Below are 24,273 nucleotides of genomic sequence, written 5' to 3' on the forward strand. Positions count from 1 at the left end.
GCAAGGTGCCGCCGGCATCCCGCACGGTGGACAGCCACCTGTCGCGCGTGCGCACCAAGCTGGCGCTGGAGCCGCGCAATGGCGTGCGCCTGTCGGCGGTATATGCGACCGGCTGCCGGCTGGACCTGGTCGAGCAGCGGTGATGCGGCTGCCCGTGCTGTCGCCCATCCTGTTGCCCGTCAGTCCGCCTTGATGCCCGCTTCCTTCACGATACGGGCGTTGTCGTCGTATTCCGCATGGATCGCCTTGGCGAACTGCGCGGCGGACCCGCCGGTGGGGACTTCGCCGCCCTTGAGCAGGCGCTCGCGCACCTCGGGCTCTTGCAAGGCCTTGTTCAGCTCGGCATTCAGCCTGGTGATGATGGCCACGGGCGTGCGAGCGGGAGCGAACACGCCGAAGGTGGAAGTGAGGTTGGCCTTGGGATAGCCCAGCTCGGCAAAGGTTGGCACATCGGGCAGCGACGCGATGCGCTTGGGCGCGCCCACCGCCAGCGCACGCAGCCGGCCGGCCTGCATGTGCTGGGTCAGCATGGGGCTGGCGTTGGTGCTCATCACCTCGAACTGGCCGCCGAGGGCGTCGTTCATCTGCTGGCCCGCGCCCTTGTAGGGGATCAGGGTCAGGTCGGCCTTGGCCTTCGACTTGATCTGTTCCAGCATGACATGGCCAACCGTGCCCAGTCCCGACGTGGCCCAGCGCACCGAACCCGGCTTGGCCTTGGCTTGCGCCAGCAGGTCCTGGAACGATTTGCCGCCGAAGCTCGACGTGGCGATCACCAGCACCGGCGAGTACATCACGCTCATGACCGGCGCGATGTCGCGCTGCGGATCGTAGTTGACGTGGCCCACGTGCGGGTTGAGCGTGAGCGGGCTGGTCGAGGCGAAGCCCAGCGTGTAGCCATCCGGCGCGGCCTTGGCCACGGCGTCGATGCCGATGCTGCCGCCCGCGCCCGCCTTGTTTTCCACCACCACCGAGGCGCCCATCTGGGCCGACAGGCGCTCGCCGAGCGCGCGTGCCACGGTATCGCTGATGCCGCCGGTGGGATAGGCCACGATCAGCCGGATCGGGCGCGCGGGATATGCACCAGCGGCACCAGCGGCGCTAGCGGCATCGGCGGCGTTGGCGGCGTTGGCGAGCGGGCTCATCAGGGCGGCAAACACGGAGGCGGCAGCCAGCAGGGGAATTCGGTGGGAAGCGGACATGGCGGGGGAACGACGAGGACATCGGTTGGAGGACGGAACCACGGAGCAACTGAGCAACGGAACTGGCCGCGCTGGCGCCGCCGGGAGGCCCGGAACCGGGCGCTGGACCGTCAGCACGCGTGCAGGAACAGGCGCTATTTTATCCGATCGGCGCCGCGGCCCAGCGCGCGGTCCGGCACCCACGAGACAAAGAGCTCGTTGGCGCGGTCATAGAGCCGCCATACCGTGCCGCACTCGCGGCACGTGAAGGTGAGCATGCTGAACGGCACGCCGGCGGCGCTCTGGCTGACCAGCGGCGCGGTGTGCTTGAGCGCGAGCCGGTCGTGCGGCTCGCGCCGGCGGGAATCCGCCGCGAGCGCAAGACAGTGATCGCAAGCAGGCCTGGCGGGGGTAGGGGAAGGTACGGCGGACGTCATGCCCGCCATGATGCCGCAAAAACGGCGTGCCATTCACCCTTGTCGTTCATCCTTGCGTTCACCCTTGCCGCTGCGGCAACGGCAGATGCGCCGTATCCGAGGCCCCGGCGCCCCCGGCAGCGCCCTGCGCCGCCTTCGGCACGCGCTGCCCCAGCCATACGCTGGCCAGCACCAGCAACGCGCCGGCCATCTGCACCTGGCTCAGGGTCTGGCCGAGCACCACGAAGCCCAGCACGGTGGCGCTCAACGGGCTGAGCAAGCCAAGCGCGGACACTGCCGCGGTCGGCAGGCGGCCGATGCCGCGAAACCAGAGCGCATAGCTCACCCCGGCGCCAGCCACGCACAGCCACAGGTAGCCGAGCACGTTGGGCACCGTCAGCCGCGCCGGCAGGGTCTCGAAGGCCAGCGCGAACGGCAGCAGGAACAAGGCGCCCGCGGTGAGCTGCCACGCGGTGAGCACCAGCGGCGAGACCGGCGCTCGCCAGCGTTTGGCGAGCACCGTGCCCAGCGCCATCGATACCGCGCCGGCCGCCGCGGCCGCCACGCCCACGCCGTCCAGCCGCGCGGCGGGCCCCAGCACCAGCAAGGCCACGCCGCCGATGCCGCCCAGCCCGGCCAGCCACGTAGCCAGGCGCGGCCGCGCGCCCAGCAGCAGCCACGCCAGCACCACCACCAGCAACGGCTGGATCGCGCCCACGGTGGCCGCCACGCCGCCCGGCAGCCGGTAGGCGGCGATAAACAGCATGGCCTGGAACAGGCCGATATTGAGCACGCCCAGCACCGCCGCCTTCCACCACCAGCCGCCGCGCGGCAGCTGCCGGCCCCACGCCAGCATTGCCAGGCCGGCCGGCAGCGCGCGGATCACGCCGGACAGCAGCGGCTGTCCCGGCGGCAGCCACTGGCTGGTGATCAGGTAGGTGCTGCCCCAGATCAGGGGCGCGCAAGCGGTCAGCAGGACTTCCGCCGTGCGTACCTGAACCTGCGGGGCATCGGGCTTCATGTCGTCATGCCTCCATTTTTCTTCAAGACGATATTCTTGATATCAAGATATAAAATCCACTTTACGAACTGAAAGCCTTGATGTCAAGATTCTCGTCACCCAGGATCAACAGCAGCCCACCATGGCCATCCGCGGCAAACCCAAGGCAACCAGCGCGACGGCGCCCTCCCCCCAAGCCGGCAACGATGCGCCCGAAGGCGGCGGCGATCGCGTCGACCGCATCCTGGCCCAGTGGGCGCGCGAGCGCCCGGACCTGGACGCCGCGCCGATGGGCATCATCGGCCGGGTCTGGCGCCTGGCGCGCCACACCGATCGCGCGGTCGAGTCCGCGCTGGCGTCGACCGGCCTGAATACCTGGGAGTTCGACGTGCTGGCCACGCTGCGCCGCTCCGGGCCACCCTATGCGCTGTCGCCGGGCGCACTGATCGACTCGCTGATGATCACCTCGGGCACCATGACCAACCGGATCGACCATCTGGAGCGCGCCGGGCTGGTGCGCCGCTGCCCCAACCCGGACGACCGGCGCGGGCTGCTGATCGAGCTGACCCAGCCGGGCCGCGTGCGCATCGACCACGCGCTGGAAGTGCACGTGGCCAATGAGCATCGCTTGCTGGAGGGGCTTTCGGCCGCCGAGCGCAAGCAGCTGGCAAGCCTGTTGCGGCGCTGGCTGCAGGGCTTCGAGGCGACCGGGCCATGACGCGGCAGGCCGGGGCATCGCGGCAGTGCATGCGCCACGCCTGGCACGGACCCTGCAATCCGCCCTGCCTTTCATCTGTTTCCCTCACTGCGTTTTTCCTCACTGCACCATGGAGCCGCCCCACATGCGTTTGAACCTTAGCCCGCGCGCCAGCACGCTTGCCCACTGCCGCCGTCCGTCCTTGAAAGCGGCGGCCGCGCTCGCCGCCCTGCTCTGCGCCGCGGCCGCCCAAGCGGCGCCGGTGGAGCCCGCCTACCAGCTGTCCCAGCAGGAAAAGCCCGCACTGATCGCCACGCTCAAAGACCTGGTCTCGATCGAATCCGGCAGCAAGGACATCGAGGGGCTGGACCGCATCGCCGCGCTGATCCGCGACCGCCTGGCCGCCATGGGCGGCGACGCGCAGCTGATCGAGCCCACCGAGGTCTACCGCATGGAAGACACGCCCAAGCAGGTGGGCAAGATGGTGATGGCGCAGTTCAAGGGCACGGGCAAGCGCAACATCATGCTGATCGCCCACATGGACACGGTCTACCTGCGCGGCATGCTGGCGCAGCAACCGTTTCGCATCGACGGCGAGCGCGCCTACGGCCTGGGCATCGCGGACGACAAGAACGGCGTGGCGGTGATCCTGCATACAGTGGCCATCCTGCAAAAGATGGGCTTCAAGGACTACGGCACGCTGACCGTGCTGATCAACGGCGACGAGGAAATCAGCTCGCCGGGCGCGCGCGCCATGCTGGCCAAGATGGGCAGCCAGCAAGACGCGGTGTTCTCCTGCGAGGCCACGCGCGTGACTGGCGACCGCCTGTCGCTTGCCACTAGCGGCATCGGCGCCATCTCGCTCACCGTGCACGGCAAGGCCTCGCACGCCGGCGGCTCGCCCGAGCAGGGCCGCAACGCGCTGTATGAACTGTCGCACCAGATCCTGCAGATGCGCGACCTGTCCAACCCGCAGAGCGGGCTCAAGGTGAACTGGACGATCTCCTCGGCCGGCACCAACCGCAACGTGATCCCAGCCACCGCCACGGCCCAGGCCGACGTGCGCGTGCTGCGCACCGCCGACTACGACAGCCTGGAGCGCACGCTGCAGGAACGCGTGAAGAAGCAGCTGATCCCCGATACCAAGGTCGAGGTCAGGTTCGAACGCCGCCGGCCGCCGCTGGAAGTCACCGACGCCGCGCGCAAGCTGGCCGCACACGCGCAGGGCGTGTATGCGGAGATCGGCGAGAAGCTGGCCGTGTACGACACCGCCGAGGGCGGCGGCACCGATGCCGCGTTTGCCGCGGCCGCCACCAAGGCGCCGGTCATCGAGCGCTTCGGCCTGCGCGGCTTTGGCGCGCACTCCAACGATGCGGAATACGTCGACCTCAACTCGGTCACGCCGCGCCTGTACCTGCTCACGCGCATGATCATGGACGTGTCGCAGGACAAGACCGGCCGCTGACCGGCTCGCCCAGCCTGTCGCTCGTGCCAGCCTGATGCCGGGCTGGCACGCTTCTCGCCTATGGAGAACGACAGGAGCGACGAGAGAACAAACATGGTGCGGACCGTTTTCGACAGCACACGCCGCGCTCCTGACGGGTCACTGGATCTGAATGGGAGATATCGTATGGCAAGCGCAGACCGCATCGTCGAGCTGTCTCACCACGTTGGGTTTATCGCGGACGACAAGATCTCCAGCATCGCGGAGATCAACCGGGAAACGAAGTTCCTCGCGCTGAACGCCTTGATCGAGGCGGCACGGGCCGGCGATGCGGGCCGTGGCTTCAGCGTCGTGGCGAATCAGGTCAAGCAGGTCTCCGAGCGCATCTCCGGCATCACCGGCGAGCTCACCACGGAGCTGGGCGGCTCCATCGCCGAGCTCACCCAGCTCGGCGACGCGATGATCCGGCAGATGCGCGGCCACCAGGGCCAGCGCCTGGCCGACATGGCCCTGAACATGATCGACGTGGTCGACCGCAACCTCTACGAGCGCTCCTGCGATGTGCGCTGGTGGGCCACCGATGCTGCCATCGTGGACGCGGTGAGCCGCCCCGACCGCGCCACTGCCAGCCATGCGAGCGAGCGCCTCGGCGTCATCCTGAACAGCTACACCGTCTACCTCGACCTGTGGGTGATCGACGCGCAGGGACGCGTCGCCGCCAACGGCCGCCCGCACGCCTACCCGGGCGTGGCAGGGCGCAATGTCTCGGGCGTGGAATGGTTCAAGCGCGCGATGGCCACAGCCTCGGGCGACGACTATGTCGCGCATGATGTCGCGGTCTCGCGTTTTTATCGACAATGCCAGCGTGGCCACCTACGCCACCGCCATCCGCGCGGGCGGCCGCGCCAGCGGCGAACCCGTCGGCGTGCTCGCCATCTTCTTCAACTGGGCGCCGCAGGCGCATACGGTGGTCAAGGGCGTACGGCTGTCGCCGGAAGACTGGCAGCGCACGCGCTGCCTGCTGGTGGACGCCGGGCACCGCGTCATCGCCGCGTCGGATGGCATGGGCGTGCTCACCGAGACCTTCCCCCTGAAGGACGACCCCACCCCCACCGGCTGGTATGAAGCGCCGGACGGCGCGCTGGTGGCGTTCGCCCGCACGCCCGGCTACGAAACCTATCCGGGATTGGGCTGGTACGGCGTGATCGTGCAGCATCCGCCAGGCGGTAGGCATCCGGCGGGACACGCTTGAGAAAATGAAAGGGCAGCCACGCAGGTGCGCCACGCATCCCATGTGGCTGCCACAATGTGGCGCACACGCACCGCGATGGTGCGATGAATCGCACGCCGATATCGCAACGGGCCACTACGCTTTACCTGCGCCCGGGTGGGCCCGGGCGGGGTGGGCCAAGCTAAAGCGCTGGCCCCGCTCAGGCCGGCTTCTTGCGCCCGCCCAGGTCAGGCAGGAAGATCGCCAACAGCCCCAGCAGCGGCAGGAACGCGCACAACTGGTAGACCGATTCAATGCCATGCGCGTCGGCCAGCTTGCCCAGCACCGCGGCGCCGATGCCGCCCATGCCGAAAGCAAAACCGAAGAACAGGCCCGACACCATGCCCACCTTGCCCGGGATCAGCTCCTGCGCGAACACCAGGATCGCCGAGAACGCCGACGCCAGGATAAAGCCGATGATGAACGACAGCACGCCGGTCCAGAACAGGTTGGCATGCGGCAGCATCAGCGTGAACGGCGCCACGCCCAGGATCGACGCCCAGATCACGCGCTTGCGGCCAATGCGGTCGCCGATCGGGCCACCCAGGATGGTGCCCGCCGCCACCGCGAACAGGAACACGAACAGGTAGAGCTGCGAGCTTTGCCGCGTCAGGCCAAAGCGCTCCATCAGGTAGAAGGTGTAATAGGTGTTCAGGCTGGCCATGTAGAAATACTTGGAGAACACCAGCGCCATCAGCACCACCATGGCCCGTACCACGGTGCTGCGCGGCAGCGGCGCGGCTGTGGCCACAGCCTTGCGCTTGCGCGTGGTATGCGCCAGCTCGCGGCCGTACCAGCCACCAATCTGCCACAGCACGGCAATCGCCAGCAGCGCCGCCAGCGAGAACCACGCCACGCTGCTCTGCTGATGCACGATCCACGCCGCCAGCAGCGGCCCGGTAGCGCTGCCCGCGTTGCCGCCAACCTGGAAGATCGACTGCGCCAGCCCGTGCTGCCCGCCCGACGCCATGCGCGCCACGCGCGACGACTCCGGATGGAAGATCGACGACCCGGTGCCCACCAGCGCCGCCGCCACCAGCAGCACGCCGTAGGTAGGCGCCACCGACAGCAGCAGCAAGCCGCACAGCGTGAACCCCATGCCGATCGACAGCGACTGCGGCTTGGGATGCTTGTCGGTGTACAGGCCCACCACAGGCTGCAGCAGCGAGGCGGTGATCTGGTACGTCAGCGTCAGCAGCCCGATCTGGGTGAAGCTGAGGTTGAAGCCGCCCTTGAGCATCGGATAGATGGCCAGGATCAGCGACTGGATCATGTCGTTGAGGAAATGCGAAAAACTGATCGCCCCCAGCACGCGGAAACCGGTCCGCTCGGCGGCCTGCGCGGTAGTGGGAGTCTGGGCCTGGCCTTGCGGCGAGGCATTCGCGCCGCCGGGCGCGGTATCGATGCGGCTGCTCATGATGGAAACGGGGGGCTGAAAAGGCAATGGGGGAATCCTGGCGCTCATCCTAAATGGCGCGACGCCGCCTGTCCTGCGAGAATAGGGCCGGAACCTTGGAGAAAAGGACATGCCCCGCCTCCCCCGCCCGATCGCACAGCGAAGCGCCAAAAGCGCCGAAGGCGCCGTGCCCAGGACCCCCGCCTCCCCGCCCGCCATCCACCGCGCCGACACCTACGCCAGGTCACCCACTTACCTGCAGTACGACCGCAGCCCCATGCCGGTCACCGCCATGGCCGCTGACTACGTGCCCGGCCACGTTACCAAGCCGCACCAGCATCCCAATGCGCAACTGGTGCACGCGGTGCATGGCGTGATGGTGGTCGCCACCGCCGAAGGGCAATGGATCGTGCCCCCAACGCGCGGCATGTGGATGCCCGGCGGCATGGTGCACTGGATCCGCATGGTTGGGCACGTGCGCATGCGCACCGCCTACATCCGGCCGGACGCCGCCGCCAACCTGCCCACCCGCTGCACCGTGCTGGGCATCACGCCACTGCTGCGCGAACTCATCCTCGCCGCGATCGATATCCCTTCGCCCTATGCGGCCGAGTCCCGGGATGGGCGGCTGATGCGGTTGCTGCTGGATGAAGTCATGCTGGTGCCGACGTTGCCGTTGCACTTGCCGCGTCCTGCCGATGCCGGATTGCGGGAGATCTGCGATGCGATTGTCGGCGCGCCGGATACGGCGCTGACGTTGGCGCAATGGGGGGCGCGGCTAGGGGTGGATCCCAAGACCATTCAGCGGCGCTTTGCGCGCGAGACCGGGATGACGTTTGGGCAGTGGCGGCAGCAGGCCCGGTTGCTGTCGGCGTTGGAGGGGCTGGCCGCCGGGGCTAAGGTGGTGGATGTGGCTTTGGATCTGGGGTATGAGAGTCCTAGTGCGTTTTCTACTATGTTTAGGAGGCAGTTTGGGGTGCCGCCTAGTGGGTTTTTTAGGTGATTTTTTGGGCCCAAGGGCAGCACCGTTGGCTCTTGTCCAAGCTTCGGATTCGATTGATACGGCGTTGGCTTTTGCACCCAAGGGCCATACGACAAAGAAAAGTGACCGGCAGCCCCCGCAGGGGGATGTCGTACGGCTCTTGGCTCCAACAGCCAACGCCGTTCAAAAAAAACACCAGTCAATACAGCAAAAGCTAACTGGTCTGCCCTTGCGCCCAACAACCGCCCCCCCTTTAAGCCTCCAAATACCTCTCCACCAACCGAGCCCAATAAGCCGCCCCAACCGTCAAATTCTCATCATTAAAATCATACCCAGCGTTATGCAGCAAAGGCTGCCCCGCCCCATTCCCCATCCGCACAAAACACCCCGGCCGCTGCTGCAGGAAGTAAGCAAAATCCTCGCTCCCGGCGATCAGCGGGAAATTCGCCACCACCTTGTCAGACCCCACCAGTTCCTCCGCTACCTCGCGGGCGAACTCGGTCTCGCGCTCGCTGTTGATCAGCACCGGGTAGCCCCGGATATAGTCAATCTCCACCGTAGCGCCATAACCCTCCACATGCGAGCTCACCAGCCGCCGGATACGATCCTCCAGCGTGCGCCGCACATCGGCGCTGAACGAGCGCACGCTCAACTCCAGCTTGGCGCTCTCGGGGATCACATTGGGCACATGCCCGGCATGCAGCGTGCCGATCGTGACCACTGCGGTTTCGTTCGGGTCGATATTGCGCGACACGATGCTCTGCAGCGCCATCACCAGGCTGCCGGCGACCAGGATCGGGTCGATCGACTGGTGCGGGCGGGCCGCGTGGCCGCCCTTGCCGCGGATGGTGATGGCAACCGTATCGCAGGCCGCCATGAACGGTCCGGCGCGGAACATGAAGGTGCCCGCTTCCACGCCGGGATGGTTGTGCAGCCCGAAGATCGCGTCGCAGGGAAAGCGCTCGAACAGGCCGTCAGCGAGCATGCGCTCGGCGCCGCCGCCCGCGCCGATTTCTTCGGCGGGCTGGAAGATCAGGTTGACGGTGCCGTTGAAGTTGCGTGTGCGGGCCAGCTGGCGCGCCGCGCCGAGCAGCACGGTGGTGTGGCCGTCGTGGCCACAAGCGTGCATCTTGCCGGCGTGGATGCTGGCGTACGCCAGGCCGGTGCGCTCATGAATGGGCAACGCGTCCATGTCGGCGCGCACGCCAATGCTGCGCGGACCGTCGCCCTGGCGCAGCGTGCCGACCACGCCGGTGCCGCCAACGCTGCGCGTCACCGCGTAGCCCCAGCCTTCGAGCTGGGTGGCGACCAGCTCGGCGGTGCGCACTTCGTCGAAGGCGAGCTCGGGGTGCTGGTGGATGCTGTGGCGGATGGCTTCCAGCTCGGCGCGGCTGTCGGCGGTATCGGCCAGTTCGCAGAATCGTGAAGCGCGGGACGTGGAGCAAGCGGAGGATGCGGGTTGGACCGCACGCGAGTCGGCAAGAAGTGACTCGATCAGTTCGGGGGCGTGTTCTGACATGGCAGTACTCGTTTTATTAGGCCACTTTACGAGGCGTAAGACGTAAGGCGTATAGAAAACAGTATTTCACGCTGGCCGCAGAGCGCAAACGGTTTAACCCTTTGTAGCGAAATCAGGGGAACAACTGTTGCGAACTGTTGCGAACGGGGGACGGTGCCGCCTTGGCAGGCGCGCGCGGGAACCTGCGGGCGCGCGGTGACAGGTATCGATAGCGGTACAAGTGGACCAGCAAGCGGACCAACAAGCGGCACCACAAAGCAAGAAGGGCGGCCATCGCTGGCCGCCCTTCTCCGCGCCTTTCGGACAATCCGCCCTACGCGTACGCCACCACCGTCTGGCCCTGCTCGCCCAGGCCGTCGATGCCCAGGCGCATGGTGTCGCCGGCCTTGAGGAAGCGCGGCGGCTTGAAGCCCATGCCCACGCCCGGCGGCGTGCCGGTGCAGATCAGGTCGCCGGGGTGCAGCGTCATGAAGCGGCTGACGTAGCTCACCAGCGTGGCCACGTCGAACACCATGGTGGCGGTGCTGCCCGTCTGCACGCGCTGGCCGTTGACGTCCAGCCACAGGCCCAGCGCCTGCGGGTCGGCCACTTCGTCGCGCGTGACCAGCCACGGGCCGACCGGGCAGAAGGTGTCGCAGCCCTTGCCTTTGTCCCAGGTGCCGCCGCGCTCGATCTGGAATTCACGCTCGGAGACGTCGTTGACCACGCAGTAGCCGGCCACGTGCGAGAGCGCATCGGCAAGCGAGACGTCACGCGCCACTTTGCCGATCACCACGCCGAGCTCCACTTCCCAGTCGGTCTTCTCGGAGCCGCGCGGCAGCATCACCGTGTCGTTGGGCCCGTTGAGCGAGCTGTTGGCCTTCAGGAAGACGATGGGCTCGGCCGGCAGCGCCATGCCGGCCTCGGCGGCGTGGTCGGCGTAGTTCAGGCCGATCGCCACGATCTTGCCGATGCCGGTCCAGGGCACGCCAAAGCGCTCGGCCTGCACCACCGGCAGCGTGGCCGGGTCCAGCTTGGCCAGGCGCGCCAGCGCTTCGGCCGATAGCGCCTGCGGCCCGAGGCCGTCCAGCACGCCGGACAGGTCGCGCACGCGGCCTTCGGCATCGATCAGACCCGGGCGTTCCGCGCCCGGCTTACCCACACGTACTAGTTTCATCGTTTCCCCTTGGCTTCGGTGGCGATGCGGCCGGCGGGCTCGGAAAGGGTCCGCGCGACCACGGTCAGGACTTCTTTTGCAGTGTTCTCGGAATGCTGGCGCAGTCCTGCCAGCGCAGCATATCCGCATTGGCGGCGCCGCGCGCGCGGTGGACCTTGCTCATCAGCGTGGCGTAGATGCCGGCCAGCACCGGATTGGCAGCGCCGTCGATGATCAGCTGGTGGATTTCCTGGTTGGTGCGGAAATACTCGGTGCGCCGCCCGTGCCGCCGCGAGTTCGCCGGCGGTGGCTTCAAGCCCGTGCAGCGTCTCGAAGGTGGAGCGCAACTCGTCAGTCTTGGAGACGTCGAACATCTCGCAGAAGGCGCGCTCGTCGATGCGCGCGCCGGGGGGCAGTTCGCCCTCTTCGATCATGGTGCGCAGCCGCGCGGCGATGCCGAGGGTGCGCAGGCGGTTGGATTTAGGAAGCGTTGCGTTCGCATAACAATAAAATCAACAACTTACGAGAGTTGTAATTACAGATTACGTATCCTATACTCCGTCCCAGTTGCGCGACACACAACACAAACCGCTCTACCATTCCCCCAAAGGAGACAAGCGTCATGCAAACGACAAGCCGGGCTGCAGCGCTAACGGAGACGAAGAGCTCCGTACGCTGGAAGATTTTCCTGATGATGTTGTTCCTCATCGCCATCAACTACATCGACCGGGCCTCGCTCTCGGTGGCGATGCCGCTGATCGCCAAGGAGTTCGATCTCAGCCCCACCATGCAGGGGCTGATCCTCAGTTCCTTCTTCTGGACCTACGCGGTCATGCAGATTCCCGGCGGCATGCTGGCGGACAAGTACAAGCCGCGTATCGTGATCGCCACCGCCACCGTCTTCTGGGGCGCGTTCCAGGCCCTGGCGGCCGTGTGCACCAGCGCCGGCGCGCTGTTGCTGACCCGGCTCGGGCTGGGCGCGGCCGAGGCGCCGATCTACCCGGCCGGCGGCAAGCTCAATGCGATCTGGATGACACAGAACGAACGCGGCCGCGGCGCCACCCTGCTCGATGGCGGCGCGCCGCTGGGCGCGGCGCTCGGCGCCATCATCATCACCTGGCTGATCACCGCGCTGGGCTCCTGGCGCCTGGCTTTCGTGGTCGCTGGCGTGGGCACCGTGCTGGCCGGCATGCTGGCGTGGTACTACGTGCGCAACTCGCCGCGCGAACACCGTGGCGTCAATGAGCTCGAAGCAAGCTATATCGAGGCCGCGCAAGCCAGCGAGCACCGCGCCGAGCCGGCCAACCTGTCGGGCCGCTCGCTCGACTTCCTCAAGTACCGCTCCGTATGGTGCATGGCGATCGGCTGGATGTGCTTTAACAGCGTGTTCTACGGCCTGCTGACGTGGATGCCGAACTACCTGAACAAGGTGCACGGCTTCGACATCAAGCAAATGGGCGGCGCCAGCTTCATCATCTTCTTCTCCGGTTTTGTCGGCGAGCTCATCGGCGGCTGGATCGCCGACAAGTGGAAGGCCGCCGGCGGCGCCCCCAACCTGGTGATGCGCACCCTGTTCGGCATTGCCGCCGTGGTGGCTACCGTGTCGATCTTCTCGGTGGCGTACGTGAAGGATCCGGTGGTGGTGGTTGCGCTGCTCTCCTCCACGCTGTTCTTCCTGCGCTGGTGCGGCCTGTACTGGTGCATCCCGTCCATCCTCGGCACCCGCAACAAGGTGGGCGTGCTGGGCGGCATCATGAACCTGGGCGGCAATATCGGCGGCATCACCGTGCCCATCATCGTCGGCATGATCGTGCAGTTCACCGGCTCGTACTTCCTGGCGCTGATGTTCTTTGCCGCCGCCGGCGTGGGCCTGCTGATTTCCTCGACCGCGATCGACTACGAGAAGAAGCTGCCGGTCTGAGCGCGGCCCGATTTCCACATCAAGCCCCATCCCCCATCCCCTGTACGCGCCGCGCCGGCACACGCCGGCAGCGGCGCGGCTTGAACCGATCCCGTCCCGGCGCACCCCGCGCACCGGACGGTGGAGGAGACACCTCATGAAAAGAAGCCCCCGCAAACTAGCCAGCGCGGCCATGGCAAGCGCCCTGCTGCTGCTCGGGACCGCGCACGCGCAGGTGCCCGCCGCCGCGCAGGCTGCGACGAACAAGGCCGCGGAACTACCCACCGCCCAGCCCGAGACCGTCGGCGTCGATTCGCGCAAGCTCATCGCGCTCTCGCAGTGGATCCGCCGCGACCAGCTCGATGTGCGCAGCCTTATCGTCGTCAAGGACGGCAAGGTTGTGTTCGAGCGCTACGGCGACGAACTCGGGCGCGACTACAACCACGAGCTTTACTCCGTCACCAAGTTCATCAGCGCTCTCCTGGTCGGCACGCTGGTGGGCGACGGCAAGCTCAGCCCGCAGGACAAGCCCGCCCCGCTGCTGGCCGCCGCGCGCCCGGACCTGGCGCCGGCGCTGGCCGACAAGCAGGACATCGCGCTGCGCCACCTGATGTCGATGTCCAGCGGCCTGTCATACAAGCTGGTGGAAGGCACCGACACGCTCTACTACGGCGTGCCCGACCGGCTGAAGGTGGCCGCCTCCGCCGCCGTGCGCACCAAGGCCGGCACCGAGTTCGACTACATCGACGTCAATCCCGTGCTGGTCGGTGCCACCATCACGCAGGTCAGCGGCCAGCCCGAGCAACGCTATGGGGAGGCACGCCTGTTCAAGCCGCTCGGCATGTCGCATTACCGCTGGGATGGCGCCGACGGCAAAGGCGCGGTCTCCGGCGGCTGGGGCCTGCGCCTGCGCACCATCGACATGGCCAAGCTCGGCCTGCTGATGCTCAACCAAGGCAAATGGCAGGGCCAGCAGATCGTGCCCGCCAGCTGGGTGGCGCGCATGACCACGCCCGCCGGCCCCGCGGCTGACTATGGCTACTACTGCTGGGTCAACAACATCGTCAAGAGCGAGCGCGAGTTCAGCGCGATGGGCTTCAAGGGCCAGTTCATTACCGTGCTGCCGCGGCAAAACGCCGTGATCGTGATGAACAGCATCATGTCCACCGCCGGCGGACTGCGCGATGCGGCCTACCTGGACCTCTATCGCAAGATGGTCAACGACTACGTGCTGCCCGCGCTGCAAGCCGGCAACAGCGTCAAGCCGGATGCCGCGCTGCAAGCCGCCCTGCGCCAGGAACTGGCGCTGGCGCGCGCCAGCCACGGCAAGCCTGGCACCGCCCTCGCCTTCAACGACAAGCCCGAACAATAACGAGCAAGGCCCGGCGCACAGCATCGCATCGCTTCGGGCCTCGCCATCTCCTAGAGAGCCTTACCCCATGACCAAACGTACCCTTCTCGGCATGCTCACGCCGTCGTCCAACACGGCGCTGGAACCCATCACCAGCGCGATGGTGAGCGGCCTGCCCAATGTCAGCGCGCATTTCTCGCGCTTCACCGTCACCGAAATCTCGCTGCGCGACCAGGCCCTTGGCCAGTTCGACCTCGACAAGATCATCGGCGCGGCCAAGCTGCTGGCCGATGCGCGCGTGGACGTGATCGCATGGAACGGCACTTCCTCCGGCTGGCTCGGCTTCGAGAAAGACCAGGCGCTGTGCCGCCAGATCACCGAGGCAACCGGCATTCCCGCCACCACCTCGGTGCTGGCGCTCAACGAAATCCTGGAAAAGACGGGCGCGGGCGACTTCGCCCTGGTGACGCCGTACCTGGACGACGTGCAGCAACGCATCGTGCAGAACTACAAGCGCAACGGCTTTAGCTGCACGGCCGAGCGCCACCTTGACCTGCACGTGAACTACAGCTTCGCCGAGGTCGAAGAAGACACCATCCGCCGCATGGTGCGCGAAGTGGCGCAGCACAAGCCGTCAGCCATCACCACGTTCTGCACCAACCTGCGCGCGGCGCACCTGGTGGAAGAACTGGAGGCCGAGACCGGCATCCCCGTGTACGACACCATCTCCACCGTGGTGTGGAAATCGCTGCGTCTGGCCGGCGTGGATACGCGCGCGCTGCGCGGCTGGGGCCGCTTGTTTGCCGAAGTGGAATAAGGAAGAGAGGGCGCATGAACACCGAACTCGATCTGGTCATCCGTAACGCCGAGGTGGTCACCGCCTCGGACCGCTTCACCTGCGATATCGGCGTGCGCGATGGCCGCATCGCCATGCTGGGCAATGACCTGCCGCGCGCCGCGCGCGAGATGGATGCCACCGGCCTGCTGGCGCTGCCGGGCGGAGTGGATGGCCACGTCCACCTGGACCAGCCCATGCCCGACGGCATGCGCATGGCGGATGACTTCTTCACCGGCACGCGCGCCGCGGTATGCGGCGGCACCACCACGGTGATCCCGTTCGCGGCGCAGGAAAAGGGCGGCTCGCTCAAGGCTGCGGTGGCGGACTACCATCGCCGCGCCGAGGGCCGCGCGGTGGCGGATTACGGGTTCCACCTGATCGTGGCGGACCCCACGCCGGAAGTCTTGCAGCACGAATTGCCCGAGCTGATTCGCCAGGGCTACACCTCGTTCAAGGTCTATATGACCTATGACGACCTGAAGCTGTCCGACCGCGAGATGCTCGACGTGCTCGACGTGGCCAAGCGCAACGATGCGCTGGTGATGGTGCACGCCGAGAACGCGGATTGCATCTCGTGGCTCACCATCTCGCCGCGTTTCCACGGCATGGCCCGGCCCGCGCTGGTGGAACGCGAAGCCACGCATCGCGCGATCACCTTTGCCGAGCTGGTCGACGTGCCGATCCTGATCGTGCATGTCTCCGGCAAGGAGGCGATCGAGCAGATCCGCTGGGCACAGGGCAGGGGGCTGCCGATCCTCGCGGAGACCTGCCCGCAGTACCTGTACCTGACGGCCGAGGATATGGGCTTGCCTGGCGATGATGGCTACGAAGGCGCCAAGTGCGTGTGCAGCCCGCCGCCGCGGGATCCGGAGAATCAGGCGGCCGTCTGGCGTGCGCTGACCAATGGCGTGTTCAGTGTCTTTTCCTCGGACCATGCGCCGTTCAACTATGACGATCCGCAAGGCAAGAAGCTGGGCGGCACGGCTCAGCCGTTTGACCACATTCCCAATGGCGTGCCCGGCATCGAGACCCGGCTGCCGCTGCTGTTCAACGGCATCGCGCAAGGCAGGCTTTCGCTGCACCAGTTTGTCGAGCTGACTTCGTACCGGCCGGCGCGGCTCTATGGCTTGTACCCGCGCAAGGGCACGATCGCCGTGGGCGCCGACGCGGATATCGCCTTGTGGGATCCGCAGCGCAAGGTGCGGATCGCCAATAGCGACCTGCATCATGCAGTGGACTACACGCCGTACGAGGGCATCGAAGTGACCGGCTGGCCGGTGCATTGCTTCTCACGTGGCGAGTTGCTGGTTGAGGATGGCAAGTACCTGGAGCCGGCGCCGGGGCGAGGCAGGTTCTTGCCCGCGGGCGCGCCTTCCCTGGTTTGATTTTTGCGGACACGATCATGCGTATTCTTGTTGTTAATCCCAATATTTCAGAAAGCGTCACCGCGCTGATCCGCGCGGAGGCTGCGCGCACGGCTTCGCCCGGGACTGCCTTGACGATGGCTACGGCGCAGTTCGGCGTGGCCTACATCGAGACCCGCTTCGAGGCGCTGGTGGGTGGCTATGCGACGGCTTGCGTGGCGGCGGAGCATCAGGGGCAGTTCGATGGCCTGGTGGTGGCGGCGTTTGGCGATCCGGGGCTGGCGGGGTTGAAGGAATTGTTCAATGTGCCGGTGGTGGGAATGACGGAGGCGGCGCTGGCCAGCGCCTGCCTGCTTGGGCAGCGCTTTTCCATCATTGCGATCTCGCATCGGATCGAGGCCTGGTATCGCGAGTGCGTGGCGGCTAACGGGCTGACCGCGCGGCTGGCCAGCGTGCGCTCGTTGCAGCAGCCGTTGCGCGATATCGGCAGCGTGCAGGAGGATCATGCGGCGCGGCTGGAGGAACTCAGCCTGAAGGCGGTGCGCGAGGATGGCGCGGATGTGATCATCGTGGCCGGTGCACCGCTGGCCGGGCTGGCGCGTACGCTCAAGGACCGGATTCCGGTGCCGGTGGTGGACGGCGTGTCGAGCGCGGTGCGGCATTGCGAGAGCTTGATTGCGCTGGCGCCCACCGGTGCGGCGGAAGGCAGCTTCGCGCGCCCGCCGCGCAAGCCCAATCGCGGCTTGCCGCCTACGCTGGCGGCGATGCTGGACTGAGGCGCGCTGCCGAGGCCATGCGCAAGCCTGGCGCCCGCGCCACGCGCTAGGCGGCCACCCGCAGGCCCAGTTCGCCCAGGCTCGCGCGCAGCGCCTGCGGCAGCGGCGTGCGCGGCAAGTCACCCACCAGGGCTTCCAGTGCCGCGCCGTCGAGCGCATGCGGCACCTTCCACAGGTAAGCCATCTCGGCCAGCGCCCGCCACATCGGCACCACGGCGCCGCCGGTGCGGATCAGCCACCACGGCATGCCGCCCACGCGCGGTGCGTGCGCCATGCCGCTGGCTTCGGCCAGCGCGCTCACCAGTTCATCGCCCGTTAGCGTATATCCCGCGAAATGCAGCACGGCATGGCCGCGCAGATCCGCGTGGCGCCGCGCCACCGCGACGAAGGCTTGCGCCAGGTCGGGCAGGTAGGCCCAGGCATGCGCGCGGTCGCGCGGGCCGGGATAGACCACCTTGCCTTGATCGAGCGACTTGGCGATCGCCAGGTCCATCCATGCGCCGCGCCCCGGGCCGCCGAAGAAATCGCCGGCGCGAATGATCACGCTGCGCAGCGCGGGGGCACGCTCGCGCATGGTGGCCTCGATGGCGCGGCGGATCTCGCCCTTGCGCGCGCTGGGCCGCTCGGCGGTATCGGGGCGCAGCCGCGGCGGCATCGACTCGCCGAAGTTGTAGACGTTGCCGGGAAACAGCAGCAGGGCGTCCAGCGACCGCGCCACATCCATCGCGCTGCGCGCCAGCGCTTCGGCGTGCCGCTCCCACTCGGTATAGACCGGGTTGAGCGCGTTCACCACCACGCTGGCGCCGCGCGCGGCGGCGAGCAGTTGCGCGCTGTCGGCCACATCGATGGCCAGGCCGCGCACGTTGTGCCGCACCGTGCCCGCCAGCGGACGGCGTGCCTGCGCCAGCACGGTCCAGCCGGACGCGGCAAAGGCATCCACCAGGGTACGGCCGAGCCGGCCGTTGGCGCCGAGGATCAATACGGTGTCGCCCATCACGTTCTCCTGCATCACGTTCTCCTTGTGGCATCGCCTGAAGACCATTGTGGGCAATCCCGCGCTGCGCCACAATTGCATGACCAGGCAACTCCCGAATTCATTTTTGAATAGCGCCGGGCGAGGAGCGATAGAGAAAATGGCCAATGCATTCGACTGGGCGCTGATGCGCTCCTTCCTGGCCGTAATGGAGGCCGGCAGCCTGCTGGGCGCGGCGCGCCAGCTCTCGAGCAGCCAGCCGACGCTGGGGCGTCACGTGGCGCAACTGGAGGCGCAGCTCGGCGTGCCGCTGTTCGAGCGCACCGGCCACGGCCTGCAGCCAACGGACGCCGCGCGCGCCATCGCCGAGCACGCGCGGGCCATGCAGCAAGGGGCCGATGCGGTTGCGCGCACGCTGGCGCGTGACCAGGCGGGCATCGCGGGGACCGTGCGCATCTCGGCCAGCCGCGCGGTGGCCAGCTACCTGCTGCCGCCGCTGCTGGCGGACCTGCGCCTGCGCGAGCCGCAACTTGCCATCGAAGTGGTGTCGTCCAACGAGGTCAGCAACCTGCTGCGGCGCGAGGCCGATATCGCCATCCGCATGGTGCGCCCGGCGCAGGCATCGCTGATCGCGCGCAAGGTGGCGTCCGTGGCGCTATGCGCCTGCGCCCACGAGGACTACCTGCGGCGCAAGGGCGTGCCACGCTCGGCGCACGACCTGCCACGCTTTGACCTGGTGGGCTATGACCGCGACGACACGATCCTGCGCGGCTTTCGCGCCATGGGCGTGGAGATCGCGCGCGAGGCGTTTGTGGTGCGCAGCGATGACGATATCGTGCTGTGGCAATCGATCCGCGCCGGGCTGGGCGTGGGCTTTGCGGCGCGCTATATCGCCGCCGGCGATGCGCGCGTGCGCACGGTGCTGCCGGAGCTGTCCATTCCACCGCTGCCGGTCTGGCTCACCGTGCACCGGGAAATCCGCGGCAGCGCGCGCATCCGCGCGGCCTATGATTTTCTCGCCGGTGCCATCCCCGCGGCGCTGGCAGCGCCATGAGCGCGGGCGCGCCTATTCATCCAGCCTGACATGCGCCGCCAGGTGGCTGACCACGGTGGCGATGCGCCGCAAATGCCGCGACTCGGGATGCGTCAGCAGCCACAGGTCGGTGTCGCACTCGTCCAGCGTGCCGGTCAGGGCCACCAGCTTGCCGCTGCGCTGCCCGATCATCAGCGACACGATGCCCGCGCCGAGCCCCGCCTCGACGCCTTCCAGCACGCCGGCGATGCTGTTGACGCGGTACTGCGGCGCCACGCGCGGCAGGTGCTTGCGCCGCCAGCGCACCGACGGGTGATCAGGCATGGCCTCATCCGGCGCGATCCAGGGCAAGGTGGCTAGCGCGGCAAGATCCACGGCGCCGCCGTGCGCGGGGATCGCGATGCCGGCCGCCTCCACCAGCTCCCGCGCCGCGAACACCCCCACGCGCAGGGCGCCGAGGCGCTTGCCGATCAGGTGATCGGGCGGATGGCGCGTGGCGCGCACGGCGATGTCGGCGTCGCGCCGGGTCAGGCTGACCAGCTCATTGGTGGCGATCAGCTCGAAGCTCAGCCCGGGATGCTGGCGCCCGAGCGGCGCCAGCGCCGGCAGCACCATGCCGTGCAGCACGGTATCGGTGGTGGTGATGCGCACCAGGCCCGACACCGTGCCAGCCGACACCGAGGCATGCGCGCGCGCCCCCTCCAGCTCGGCCTCGATACGTTCGGCATGTTGCGCGAACTGCTGCGCGAGCTCGGTTGGCAGGTAGCCCGCGCGGCTGCGCTCGAACAGGCGCCGCCCCAGCCCTTTCTCGATGCGCTGCAGCGCGCGGAACACGGTGGAAGCATCTAGCCCGAGCCGGCGCCCGGCCTCGGCCAACGTGGTGCCGCGCACGAGTGCCAGCACCACATCCAGATCGGGAGAGGAAAGCTGGTATGGCATGTTCATTGCAAATTTGCAGTCATGATTTGCGCCAACGCGCGTTGCGATTGCACAGCTGCAATCCTAGACTGCCGGGACTGCCACCACAAGGCGTGGCGGCAAACCCTGAAAACCCGAACCCAAAACAGCGAGGACAACCCGATGAAGCTCTACTACTCCCCTGGCGCTTGCTCCCTGGCCGTCCATATCGCACTGCGCGAAGCCGGCCTGCCGTTCACGCTCGCCAAGGTCGACCTGGCCAGGCACAAGCTGGCCGAGCCGGAACACGGCAGCGACGACTTCTACGCGGTGAGCCCGCGCGGCTACGTGCCGATGCTGCAACTGGACGATGGCTCGCGCCACACCGAAGCCGCGTCGCTGCTGCAGTACGTGGCGGACCTTGCCCCGGGCACGGCGCTGCTGCCGGCGGCTGGCACCAAGGCACGCCTGGAAGCGGTGGGCTGGCTGACGCTGGTTTCCACCGAGCTGCACAAGGTCTTCAGCCCGTGGCTGTGGCACAAGGAAACCGCGCAGAGCACACGCGAGGATTGCCAGGCCAAGGTGGCCCTGCGCTTCGCCGAGCTGGACCGGCACCTGGGCACGCGTGACTACCTGTGCGGCACACAGTTCACCGTAGCCGACGCCTACTGCTTCGCCGTTGCCAACTGGGCCAATATGCTGCACATGCCGCTCAACGCTTACCCCGCGCTGCAGGCCTACCTGTCGCGCGTGGCCGCGCGGCCGAAGGTGCATGAGGCGCTGGTGGCCGAGGGGCTGGCGCGCGATTGATGGCGCGATTGATGGCGCAATTGATGGCGCAATTGATAGCGCAATCGATGGCGCGGCTCAGGCTGCCGCCGTGGTCAAAGGCGGCAGCCTGTAGTTGTCCTGGCTCAGCAGGTCCAGCCCGCATTCCAGCGTGGATACCCAGTCGATGAACTGCGCCACCATCGCCTTGCCGCGAAACGACGGGCCGTGCTGCGGCACGATCCACTCGATATCCAGCCCGCGCGCCATATTGGCCCACAGCCGGCACGCGCGGTTGCCGCTCATGTAGCGCTGGTGGAAGGGCAGCATGGCGTGGGTGTGCGCGGCAAAATCGCTCACCACCGCGCCCGCTTCCTGCGCGCTGGTCATGGCAGCGCCCAGGTCGCCGGAGAACAGGATCTTGCTGATGGGATCGTAGAACTGGAAGTTGCCCTCCGAGTGCAGGAAATGCGCCGGCACCGCCAGCAACGTGCAGTTGCCCAGCGCGATCGGCATGCCGGCATCGGGGATGGTGACGATGCGCCCTTGCGTCTTGCCGGCCTGGCAAAAATGCGGCAGGAACCGCGCCCAGACGCGCGAGATCAGGATGCGGCTATCGGAGGCGGTCAGCCAGCGCCCGACCGAGGCCACGATGTCCGGATCGGCGTGCGAGGCCAGCACGTAGTCGAGCTGCTTGGGCGGAAAGTAGCGGCTGATGGCGAGGTACAGTTCGCCGTAGGTCATGTGCCCGCCAGGATCGATCAGCGCGCCGTGGCCGGCATCGACGATCAGGAACTGGTTGGTCTGCACCACCTCGCCGTGCTCCTCCTCGACCAGGTCCGAAAACAGCAGGCAGGTATGCCCGCCGGCGTCGTATAGCGTGATGGCCATTGTCTGTCTCTCCCCAAAGCGGCGAAAGTAGCGATGGCCGCGCCCCGGCGGCTTGACGCCGGTCAAGAAGCCATCGAATCGTGCGCCGATGCCATGGGCGCGGCCACGCCGGACGCGGCCGCCGTTGCGGCAATGTCCTCCCGCAGCGCGTTGAACAGCAACTCCAGCGGCGCGCCCAGCCTGCGCGGCAGCGGCGCATGCAGCAGCCACGCGGTGAGCCCCGCGCGAAAATTGCGCACCGGCACCACCTGCACCGCAGCGCGGTGCGCGCTGCCTGCCAGCACCTCCGGCGTGACCACGCCGATGCCGATGCCGCGCGCCACTAGCGAGAGCTGCAACTCGGCGCCGAATGCTTCCACGGCGACGTTGAAGGGCAGGTGCTCGGCGTCCAGCGCGTGGCGCAGCGCCGAGCGCATGCCGCAGCCATCCTGGTTGAGCACCCCAGGGGTGCGCCGCCAGGTCCCCCAGGCTCGCGCCCTTGGGCGGGAACGCCAGCCCGCGCGCGGCCACCACCAGTGTGGTGTAGCGGCCCAGTTCGCGCGCGGTCAGCGCGGCCGGCGGCGCCACGCCATCGGGCAGCAGCACGGCAGCCACATCGATCTTGCCGCTTTCCGCCTGCTCCAGCAGGCCCGGCGACCAGGCTGCGGTCACGCGCACGGTCAGCTTGGGAAACTGCTCGCGCAACTGGTCGATAGGGCGGTCCAGCGCCATCTCGGACAGGAACGGCGGCACGCCGAGCCGCAACTCACCCACCACCTCCGCGCCACGCGCCGCGCGCGACATCAGATCGTCGGTGGCGTGCAGCACGCGCTTGCCCAGCTCGTAGACTTCCTGCCCGGCGGCCGTCGGGCGCAGCGGCTTGGCCTGGCGGTCCAGCAAGGCCACGCCGATCAGCGCTTCCAGGCTCTGCACGCGGCGGGTCAGGCCGGGCTGGGTCAGGTGCAGGCGGGTGGCGGCGCGCACCATCGAGCCGGCTTCCACCACGGCGATAAAGGCTTCGATGTCGCGGGTGTTCATGGCGTTTCCTCTTGGGGCTCCCGCAGGCTGGCCAGGTGGGCGGCAAAGGGCGAAGCAAACAAACCCGCATAAAGATTATCCCAATCTTTCAATTGCCGCATAGACAACGCAATCCTAGCATTGGCGACTCAACCTTGCCCGCCGGCCAGGCACAACAGGAGCCCACATGTCTTGCCCCGCTTCCACCTTGAACAAAGCGTCGCCGCGCATCACGCCGAGCACGCCTGGCACGCCCGGCATGCCCGAGCTGACCGGCACACTGACGCTGGGCTTTGCCGCCGCCGTCGGGGTGATGGTGATCAACCTGTTCGCCGCGCAGCCACTGACCGGCCCCGTCAGCGCCGCGCTCGGCCTGCCGCCCGCCTGGCGCGGGCTAGTGGCAATGCTGCCGCAGCTTGGCTATGCCACGGGCCTGCTGCTGGCTGGTGTGCGCGGCCATGCTGGCGGCGGCGGCAGCGGCCTGGTCGGGCACGGTCTTCTTCCTGGCGGTATTTGCCGCTGGCGCAGGCACCTGCGCGATCCAGATGCTGGTGCCGCTGGCCGCGCTGATGGCACCGCCAGAGCGGCGCGGGCGCGCGGTGGGCAATGTGATGAGCGGACTGATGCTGGGCATCCTGCTGTCGCGCCCGCTGGCCAGCCTGCTGGCCGGCGCGGGCGGATGGCGGGGCTGCTACGCCGTGCTGGCGGGGCTGGACGCCTTGCTGGCAGCCGTGCTGCTGCGCTGGCTGCCAAGCCGCAGGCCGGCCGGCGGCCATCGTTATGCCAGCCTGATCGCCTCGATGTGGCAATTGCTGCGCAGCCAGCCGGTGCTGCGCCGGCATGCCTTGACCGCGGCGCTGTCGATGGCCGCCTTCAGCGCCTTCTGGACCGCGGTGGCCCTGCGGCTGGCGCAGCCGCCGTTCGCGCTAGGCAGCCACGGCGTGGCGCTGTTCGCGCTGGCCGGCGCGGCAGGCGCGGTGGCGGCGCCAGTGGCCGGCCGCCTGGGCGATCAGGGCCATGGCCGTGCCGGCACCGTGGTATCGCAACTGGCCGTGCTGGCTGCGTTGTTGCTGGCCGGCGCGGCTGCCGGTGGCTGGTTCGGCTTTGCGGCCGAAGCGCACCGCACGCCGGCGATTGGCCTGCTGGCGATCGCCGCCATGGTGCTGGATGCCGGCGTGACCGCCGACCAGACCTTCGGCCGGCGCGAGATCAACCTGCTGGACGCGGCCGCGCGCGGGCGCCTCAACGGCTTGTTCGTGGGGATCTTCTTCGTCGGTGGCGCGGCGGGCGCGCTGGCGGGCGGCGCCGCCTGGGCGCTTGGCGGCTGGCAGGCGGTGTGCCTGGCCGGGCTCGGCTTTGCCGCGCTCAACCTGATGGCGCACGGCCTCATGCTGCGAAGCCGTGCGGTGCCGATGGCGGCTTAGCGCCCGATGGCCTGGTGACCTAGTG

The 24,273-nt window shown here is 67.9% G+C and carries 22 protein-coding genes and 4 pseudogenes; 14 read left to right on the forward strand and 12 right to left on the reverse strand.

What is annotated here, in order from left to right:
* Positions 1-143: pseudogene (locus OR16_RS12035) on the forward strand (DNA-binding response regulator); the annotation flags it as partial.
* A gap of 36 nt (positions 144-179) precedes the next feature.
* Here the strand turns inward: OR16_RS12035 and OR16_RS12040 are convergent.
* The 3 genes from OR16_RS12040 to OR16_RS12050 all read right to left on the reverse strand — a co-directional run bounded on the left by OR16_RS12040 (position 180) and on the right by OR16_RS12050 (position 2,615).
* Entirely contained in the window at positions 180-1,199 is a 1,020-nt protein-coding gene (locus OR16_RS12040; protein ID WP_043419434.1) for a Bug family tripartite tricarboxylate transporter substrate binding protein, read from the reverse strand.
* Positions 1,200-1,333: 134 nt separating this feature from the next.
* Positions 1,334-1,624: a hypothetical protein gene (locus tag OR16_RS12045; protein ID WP_043419448.1), complete on the reverse strand. Its 291-nt coding sequence runs from the start codon at positions 1,622-1,624 to the stop codon at positions 1,334-1,336.
* Positions 1,625-1,673: 49 nt separating this feature from the next.
* Positions 1,674-2,615: an EamA family transporter gene (locus tag OR16_RS12050; protein ID WP_006158240.1), complete on the reverse strand. Its 942-nt coding sequence runs from the start codon at positions 2,613-2,615 to the stop codon at positions 1,674-1,676.
* A gap of 121 nt (positions 2,616-2,736) precedes the next feature.
* Here OR16_RS12050 and OR16_RS12055 point away from each other — a divergent pair, with 121 nt between their 5' ends.
* The 4 genes from OR16_RS12055 to OR16_RS47690 all read left to right on the forward strand — a co-directional run bounded on the left by OR16_RS12055 (position 2,737) and on the right by OR16_RS47690 (position 5,987).
* Positions 2,737-3,312, forward strand: coding sequence for a MarR family winged helix-turn-helix transcriptional regulator (locus tag OR16_RS12055; protein ID WP_006158241.1), 576 nt, complete (start codon positions 2,737-2,739; stop codon positions 3,310-3,312).
* Between the two features lie 124 nt (positions 3,313-3,436).
* On the forward strand, positions 3,437-4,756 hold the full coding sequence (locus tag OR16_RS12060) for a M20/M25/M40 family metallo-hydrolase (protein WP_006158242.1): 1,320 nt from the start codon (positions 3,437-3,439) through the stop codon (positions 4,754-4,756).
* A 165-nt stretch (positions 4,757-4,921) separates the two neighbouring features.
* Positions 4,922-5,860 (forward strand): methyl-accepting chemotaxis protein, encoded by a 939-nt coding sequence (locus OR16_RS47250; protein ID WP_337459833.1) that lies wholly within the window; start codon positions 4,922-4,924, stop codon positions 5,858-5,860.
* Positions 5,805-5,987, forward strand: coding sequence for a chemotaxis protein (locus OR16_RS47690; RefSeq protein WP_237717035.1), 183 nt, complete (start codon positions 5,805-5,807; stop codon positions 5,985-5,987). Before OR16_RS47250 ends, OR16_RS47690 begins: the two co-directional genes overlap by 56 nt.
* Positions 5,988-6,165: 178 nt before the next feature.
* Here the strand turns inward: OR16_RS47690 and OR16_RS12070 are convergent, their stop codons facing one another.
* The gene (locus tag OR16_RS12070; RefSeq protein WP_006158244.1) at positions 6,166-7,422 is read right to left on the reverse strand and encodes an MFS transporter; all 1,257 of its coding nucleotides are present in this window, start codon (positions 7,420-7,422) and stop codon (positions 6,166-6,168) included.
* 109 nt (positions 7,423-7,531) lie between these two features.
* On the opposite strand from OR16_RS12070, the gene OR16_RS12075 reads away from it, so the two are divergent.
* The gene (locus OR16_RS12075; RefSeq protein WP_006158245.1) at positions 7,532-8,404 is read left to right on the forward strand and encodes an AraC family transcriptional regulator; all 873 of its coding nucleotides are present in this window, start codon (positions 7,532-7,534) and stop codon (positions 8,402-8,404) included.
* A 232-nt stretch (positions 8,405-8,636) separates the two neighbouring features.
* Here OR16_RS12075 and OR16_RS12080 read toward each other — a convergent pair whose 3' ends face one another.
* The 3 genes and pseudogenes from OR16_RS12080 to OR16_RS12090 all read right to left on the reverse strand — a co-directional run bounded on the left by OR16_RS12080 (position 8,637) and on the right by OR16_RS12090 (position 11,471).
* Positions 8,637-9,902, reverse strand: a complete 1,266-nt coding sequence (locus tag OR16_RS12080; RefSeq protein ID WP_006158246.1) for a M20 aminoacylase family protein — start codon at positions 9,900-9,902, stop codon at positions 8,637-8,639.
* Between the two features lie 313 nt (positions 9,903-10,215).
* Positions 10,216-11,058 (reverse strand): fumarylacetoacetate hydrolase family protein, encoded by an 843-nt coding sequence (locus tag OR16_RS12085; RefSeq protein ID WP_006158247.1) that lies wholly within the window; start codon positions 11,056-11,058, stop codon positions 10,216-10,218.
* Positions 11,055-11,471: pseudogene (locus OR16_RS12090) on the reverse strand (FCD domain-containing protein). The gene OR16_RS12085 and the pseudogene OR16_RS12090 overlap by 4 nt, the downstream one beginning before the upstream one ends.
* 188 nt (positions 11,472-11,659) lie before the next feature.
* Here OR16_RS12090 and OR16_RS12095 point away from each other — a divergent pair.
* The 5 genes from OR16_RS12095 (at position 11,660) to OR16_RS12115 (ending at position 17,266) form a co-directional block, all read left to right on the forward strand.
* A complete protein-coding gene (locus OR16_RS12095) occupies positions 11,660-12,958 on the forward strand; it encodes an MFS transporter (RefSeq protein WP_043419437.1) in 1,299 nt (432 codons plus the stop codon).
* Positions 12,959-13,094: 136 nt separating this feature from the next.
* Positions 13,095-14,309 (forward strand): serine hydrolase domain-containing protein, encoded by a 1,215-nt coding sequence (locus OR16_RS12100; protein ID WP_043419440.1) that lies wholly within the window; start codon positions 13,095-13,097, stop codon positions 14,307-14,309.
* 67 nt (positions 14,310-14,376) lie between these two features.
* Positions 14,377-15,105 carry a maleate cis-trans isomerase family protein gene (locus OR16_RS12105; protein WP_006158251.1) on the forward strand — a complete coding sequence of 243 codons (729 nt, stop codon included), beginning with the start codon at positions 14,377-14,379 and terminating at the stop codon, positions 15,103-15,105.
* 14 nt (positions 15,106-15,119) lie between these two features.
* Positions 15,120-16,511, forward strand: coding sequence for a dihydropyrimidinase (gene hydA, locus OR16_RS12110; RefSeq protein ID WP_006158252.1), 1,392 nt, complete (start codon positions 15,120-15,122; stop codon positions 16,509-16,511).
* 17 nt (positions 16,512-16,528) lie between these two features.
* Positions 16,529-17,266: an aspartate/glutamate racemase family protein gene (locus OR16_RS12115; RefSeq protein ID WP_006158253.1), complete on the forward strand. Its 738-nt coding sequence runs from the start codon at positions 16,529-16,531 to the stop codon at positions 17,264-17,266.
* Positions 17,267-17,312: 46 nt separating this feature from the next.
* Here OR16_RS12115 and OR16_RS12120 read toward each other — a convergent pair whose 3' ends face one another.
* Positions 17,313-18,275 (reverse strand): NAD-dependent epimerase/dehydratase family protein, encoded by a 963-nt coding sequence (locus OR16_RS12120; protein ID WP_006158254.1) that lies wholly within the window; start codon positions 18,273-18,275, stop codon positions 17,313-17,315.
* 124 nt (positions 18,276-18,399) lie between these two features.
* Here OR16_RS12120 and OR16_RS12125 point away from each other — a divergent pair, with 124 nt between their 5' ends.
* On the forward strand, positions 18,400-19,293 hold the full coding sequence (locus OR16_RS12125) for a LysR family transcriptional regulator (protein WP_006158255.1): 894 nt from the start codon (positions 18,400-18,402) through the stop codon (positions 19,291-19,293).
* Positions 19,294-19,305: 12 nt separating this feature from the next.
* Here OR16_RS12125 and OR16_RS12130 read toward each other — a convergent pair whose 3' ends face one another.
* Entirely contained in the window at positions 19,306-20,217 is a 912-nt protein-coding gene (locus OR16_RS12130; protein WP_006158256.1) for a LysR family transcriptional regulator, read from the reverse strand.
* Between the two features lie 135 nt (positions 20,218-20,352).
* Here OR16_RS12130 and gstA point away from each other — a divergent pair, with 135 nt between their 5' ends.
* On the forward strand, positions 20,353-20,979 hold the full coding sequence (gene gstA / locus OR16_RS12135; RefSeq protein ID WP_006158257.1) for a glutathione transferase GstA: 627 nt from the start codon (positions 20,353-20,355) through the stop codon (positions 20,977-20,979).
* A 57-nt stretch (positions 20,980-21,036) separates the two neighbouring features.
* On the opposite strand, the gene OR16_RS12140 is transcribed toward gstA, so the two are convergent.
* The 3 genes and pseudogenes from OR16_RS12140 to OR16_RS45635 all read right to left on the reverse strand — a co-directional run.
* Entirely contained in the window at positions 21,037-21,828 is a 792-nt protein-coding gene (locus tag OR16_RS12140) for an MBL fold metallo-hydrolase (RefSeq protein ID WP_043419458.1), read from the reverse strand.
* A 62-nt stretch (positions 21,829-21,890) separates the two neighbouring features.
* Positions 21,891-22,244 (reverse strand): substrate-binding domain-containing protein, encoded by a 354-nt coding sequence (locus tag OR16_RS45630; protein WP_237717037.1) that lies wholly within the window; start codon positions 22,242-22,244, stop codon positions 21,891-21,893.
* Positions 22,245-22,266: 22 nt separating this feature from the next.
* Positions 22,267-22,845 (reverse strand): annotated as a pseudogene (locus OR16_RS45635) (LysR family transcriptional regulator); the annotation flags it as partial.
* A 166-nt stretch (positions 22,846-23,011) separates the two neighbouring features.
* On the opposite strand from OR16_RS45635, the pseudogene OR16_RS12145 reads away from it, so the two are divergent.
* Positions 23,012-24,248: pseudogene (locus OR16_RS12145) on the forward strand (MFS transporter).
* The last annotated feature ends 25 nt before the right edge of the window (positions 24,249-24,273 follow it).

Source organism: Cupriavidus basilensis OR16, from assembly GCF_000243095.1.
Taxonomy (GTDB): domain Bacteria; phylum Pseudomonadota; class Gammaproteobacteria; order Burkholderiales; family Burkholderiaceae; genus Cupriavidus; species Cupriavidus basilensis_D.

What these genes read in the sequence shown, in the direction of transcription:
- OR16_RS12120 (WP_006158254.1), bottom strand. Translation starts at nt 18,275, where the DNA reads ATGCAGGAGAACGTGATGGGCGACACCGTATTGATCCTCGGCGCCAAC.
- OR16_RS12130 (WP_006158256.1), bottom strand. Translation starts at nt 20,217, where the DNA reads ATGAACATGCCATACCAGCTTTCCTCTCCCGATCTGGATGTGGTGCTG.
- OR16_RS12125 (WP_006158255.1), top strand. Translation starts at nt 18,400, where the DNA reads ATGGCCAATGCATTCGACTGGGCGCTGATGCGCTCCTTCCTGGCCGTA.
- OR16_RS47250 (WP_337459833.1), top strand. Translation starts at nt 4,922, where the DNA reads ATGGCAAGCGCAGACCGCATCGTCGAGCTGTCTCACCACGTTGGGTTT.
- OR16_RS12080 (WP_006158246.1), bottom strand. Translation starts at nt 9,902, where the DNA reads ATGTCAGAACACGCCCCCGAACTGATCGAGTCACTTCTTGCCGACTCG.
- OR16_RS12140 (WP_043419458.1), bottom strand. Translation starts at nt 21,828, where the DNA reads ATGGCCATCACGCTATACGACGCCGGCGGGCATACCTGCCTGCTGTTT.
- OR16_RS12075 (WP_006158245.1), top strand. Translation starts at nt 7,532, where the DNA reads ATGCCCCGCCTCCCCCGCCCGATCGCACAGCGAAGCGCCAAAAGCGCC.
- OR16_RS12105 (WP_006158251.1), top strand. Translation starts at nt 14,377, where the DNA reads ATGACCAAACGTACCCTTCTCGGCATGCTCACGCCGTCGTCCAACACG.
- OR16_RS12100 (WP_043419440.1), top strand. Translation starts at nt 13,095, where the DNA reads ATGAAAAGAAGCCCCCGCAAACTAGCCAGCGCGGCCATGGCAAGCGCC.
- hydA (WP_006158252.1), top strand. Translation starts at nt 15,120, where the DNA reads ATGAACACCGAACTCGATCTGGTCATCCGTAACGCCGAGGTGGTCACC.
- OR16_RS12050 (WP_006158240.1), bottom strand. Translation starts at nt 2,615, where the DNA reads ATGAAGCCCGATGCCCCGCAGGTTCAGGTACGCACGGCGGAAGTCCTG.
- OR16_RS12085 (WP_006158247.1), bottom strand. Translation starts at nt 11,058, where the DNA reads ATGAAACTAGTACGTGTGGGTAAGCCGGGCGCGGAACGCCCGGGTCTG.
- OR16_RS12115 (WP_006158253.1), top strand. Translation starts at nt 16,529, where the DNA reads ATGCGTATTCTTGTTGTTAATCCCAATATTTCAGAAAGCGTCACCGCG.
- OR16_RS12070 (WP_006158244.1), bottom strand. Translation starts at nt 7,422, where the DNA reads ATGAGCAGCCGCATCGATACCGCGCCCGGCGGCGCGAATGCCTCGCCG.
- OR16_RS45630 (WP_237717037.1), bottom strand. Translation starts at nt 22,244, where the DNA reads ATGCGCTCGGCGCTGCGCCACGCGCTGGACGCCGAGCACCTGCCCTTC.
- OR16_RS12040 (WP_043419434.1), bottom strand. Translation starts at nt 1,199, where the DNA reads ATGTCCGCTTCCCACCGAATTCCCCTGCTGGCTGCCGCCTCCGTGTTT.
- OR16_RS12045 (WP_043419448.1), bottom strand. Translation starts at nt 1,624, where the DNA reads ATGGCGGGCATGACGTCCGCCGTACCTTCCCCTACCCCCGCCAGGCCT.
- OR16_RS12095 (WP_043419437.1), top strand. Translation starts at nt 11,660, where the DNA reads ATGCAAACGACAAGCCGGGCTGCAGCGCTAACGGAGACGAAGAGCTCC.
- gstA (WP_006158257.1), top strand. Translation starts at nt 20,353, where the DNA reads ATGAAGCTCTACTACTCCCCTGGCGCTTGCTCCCTGGCCGTCCATATC.
- OR16_RS12055 (WP_006158241.1), top strand. Translation starts at nt 2,737, where the DNA reads ATGGCCATCCGCGGCAAACCCAAGGCAACCAGCGCGACGGCGCCCTCC.
- OR16_RS12060 (WP_006158242.1), top strand. Translation starts at nt 3,437, where the DNA reads ATGCGTTTGAACCTTAGCCCGCGCGCCAGCACGCTTGCCCACTGCCGC.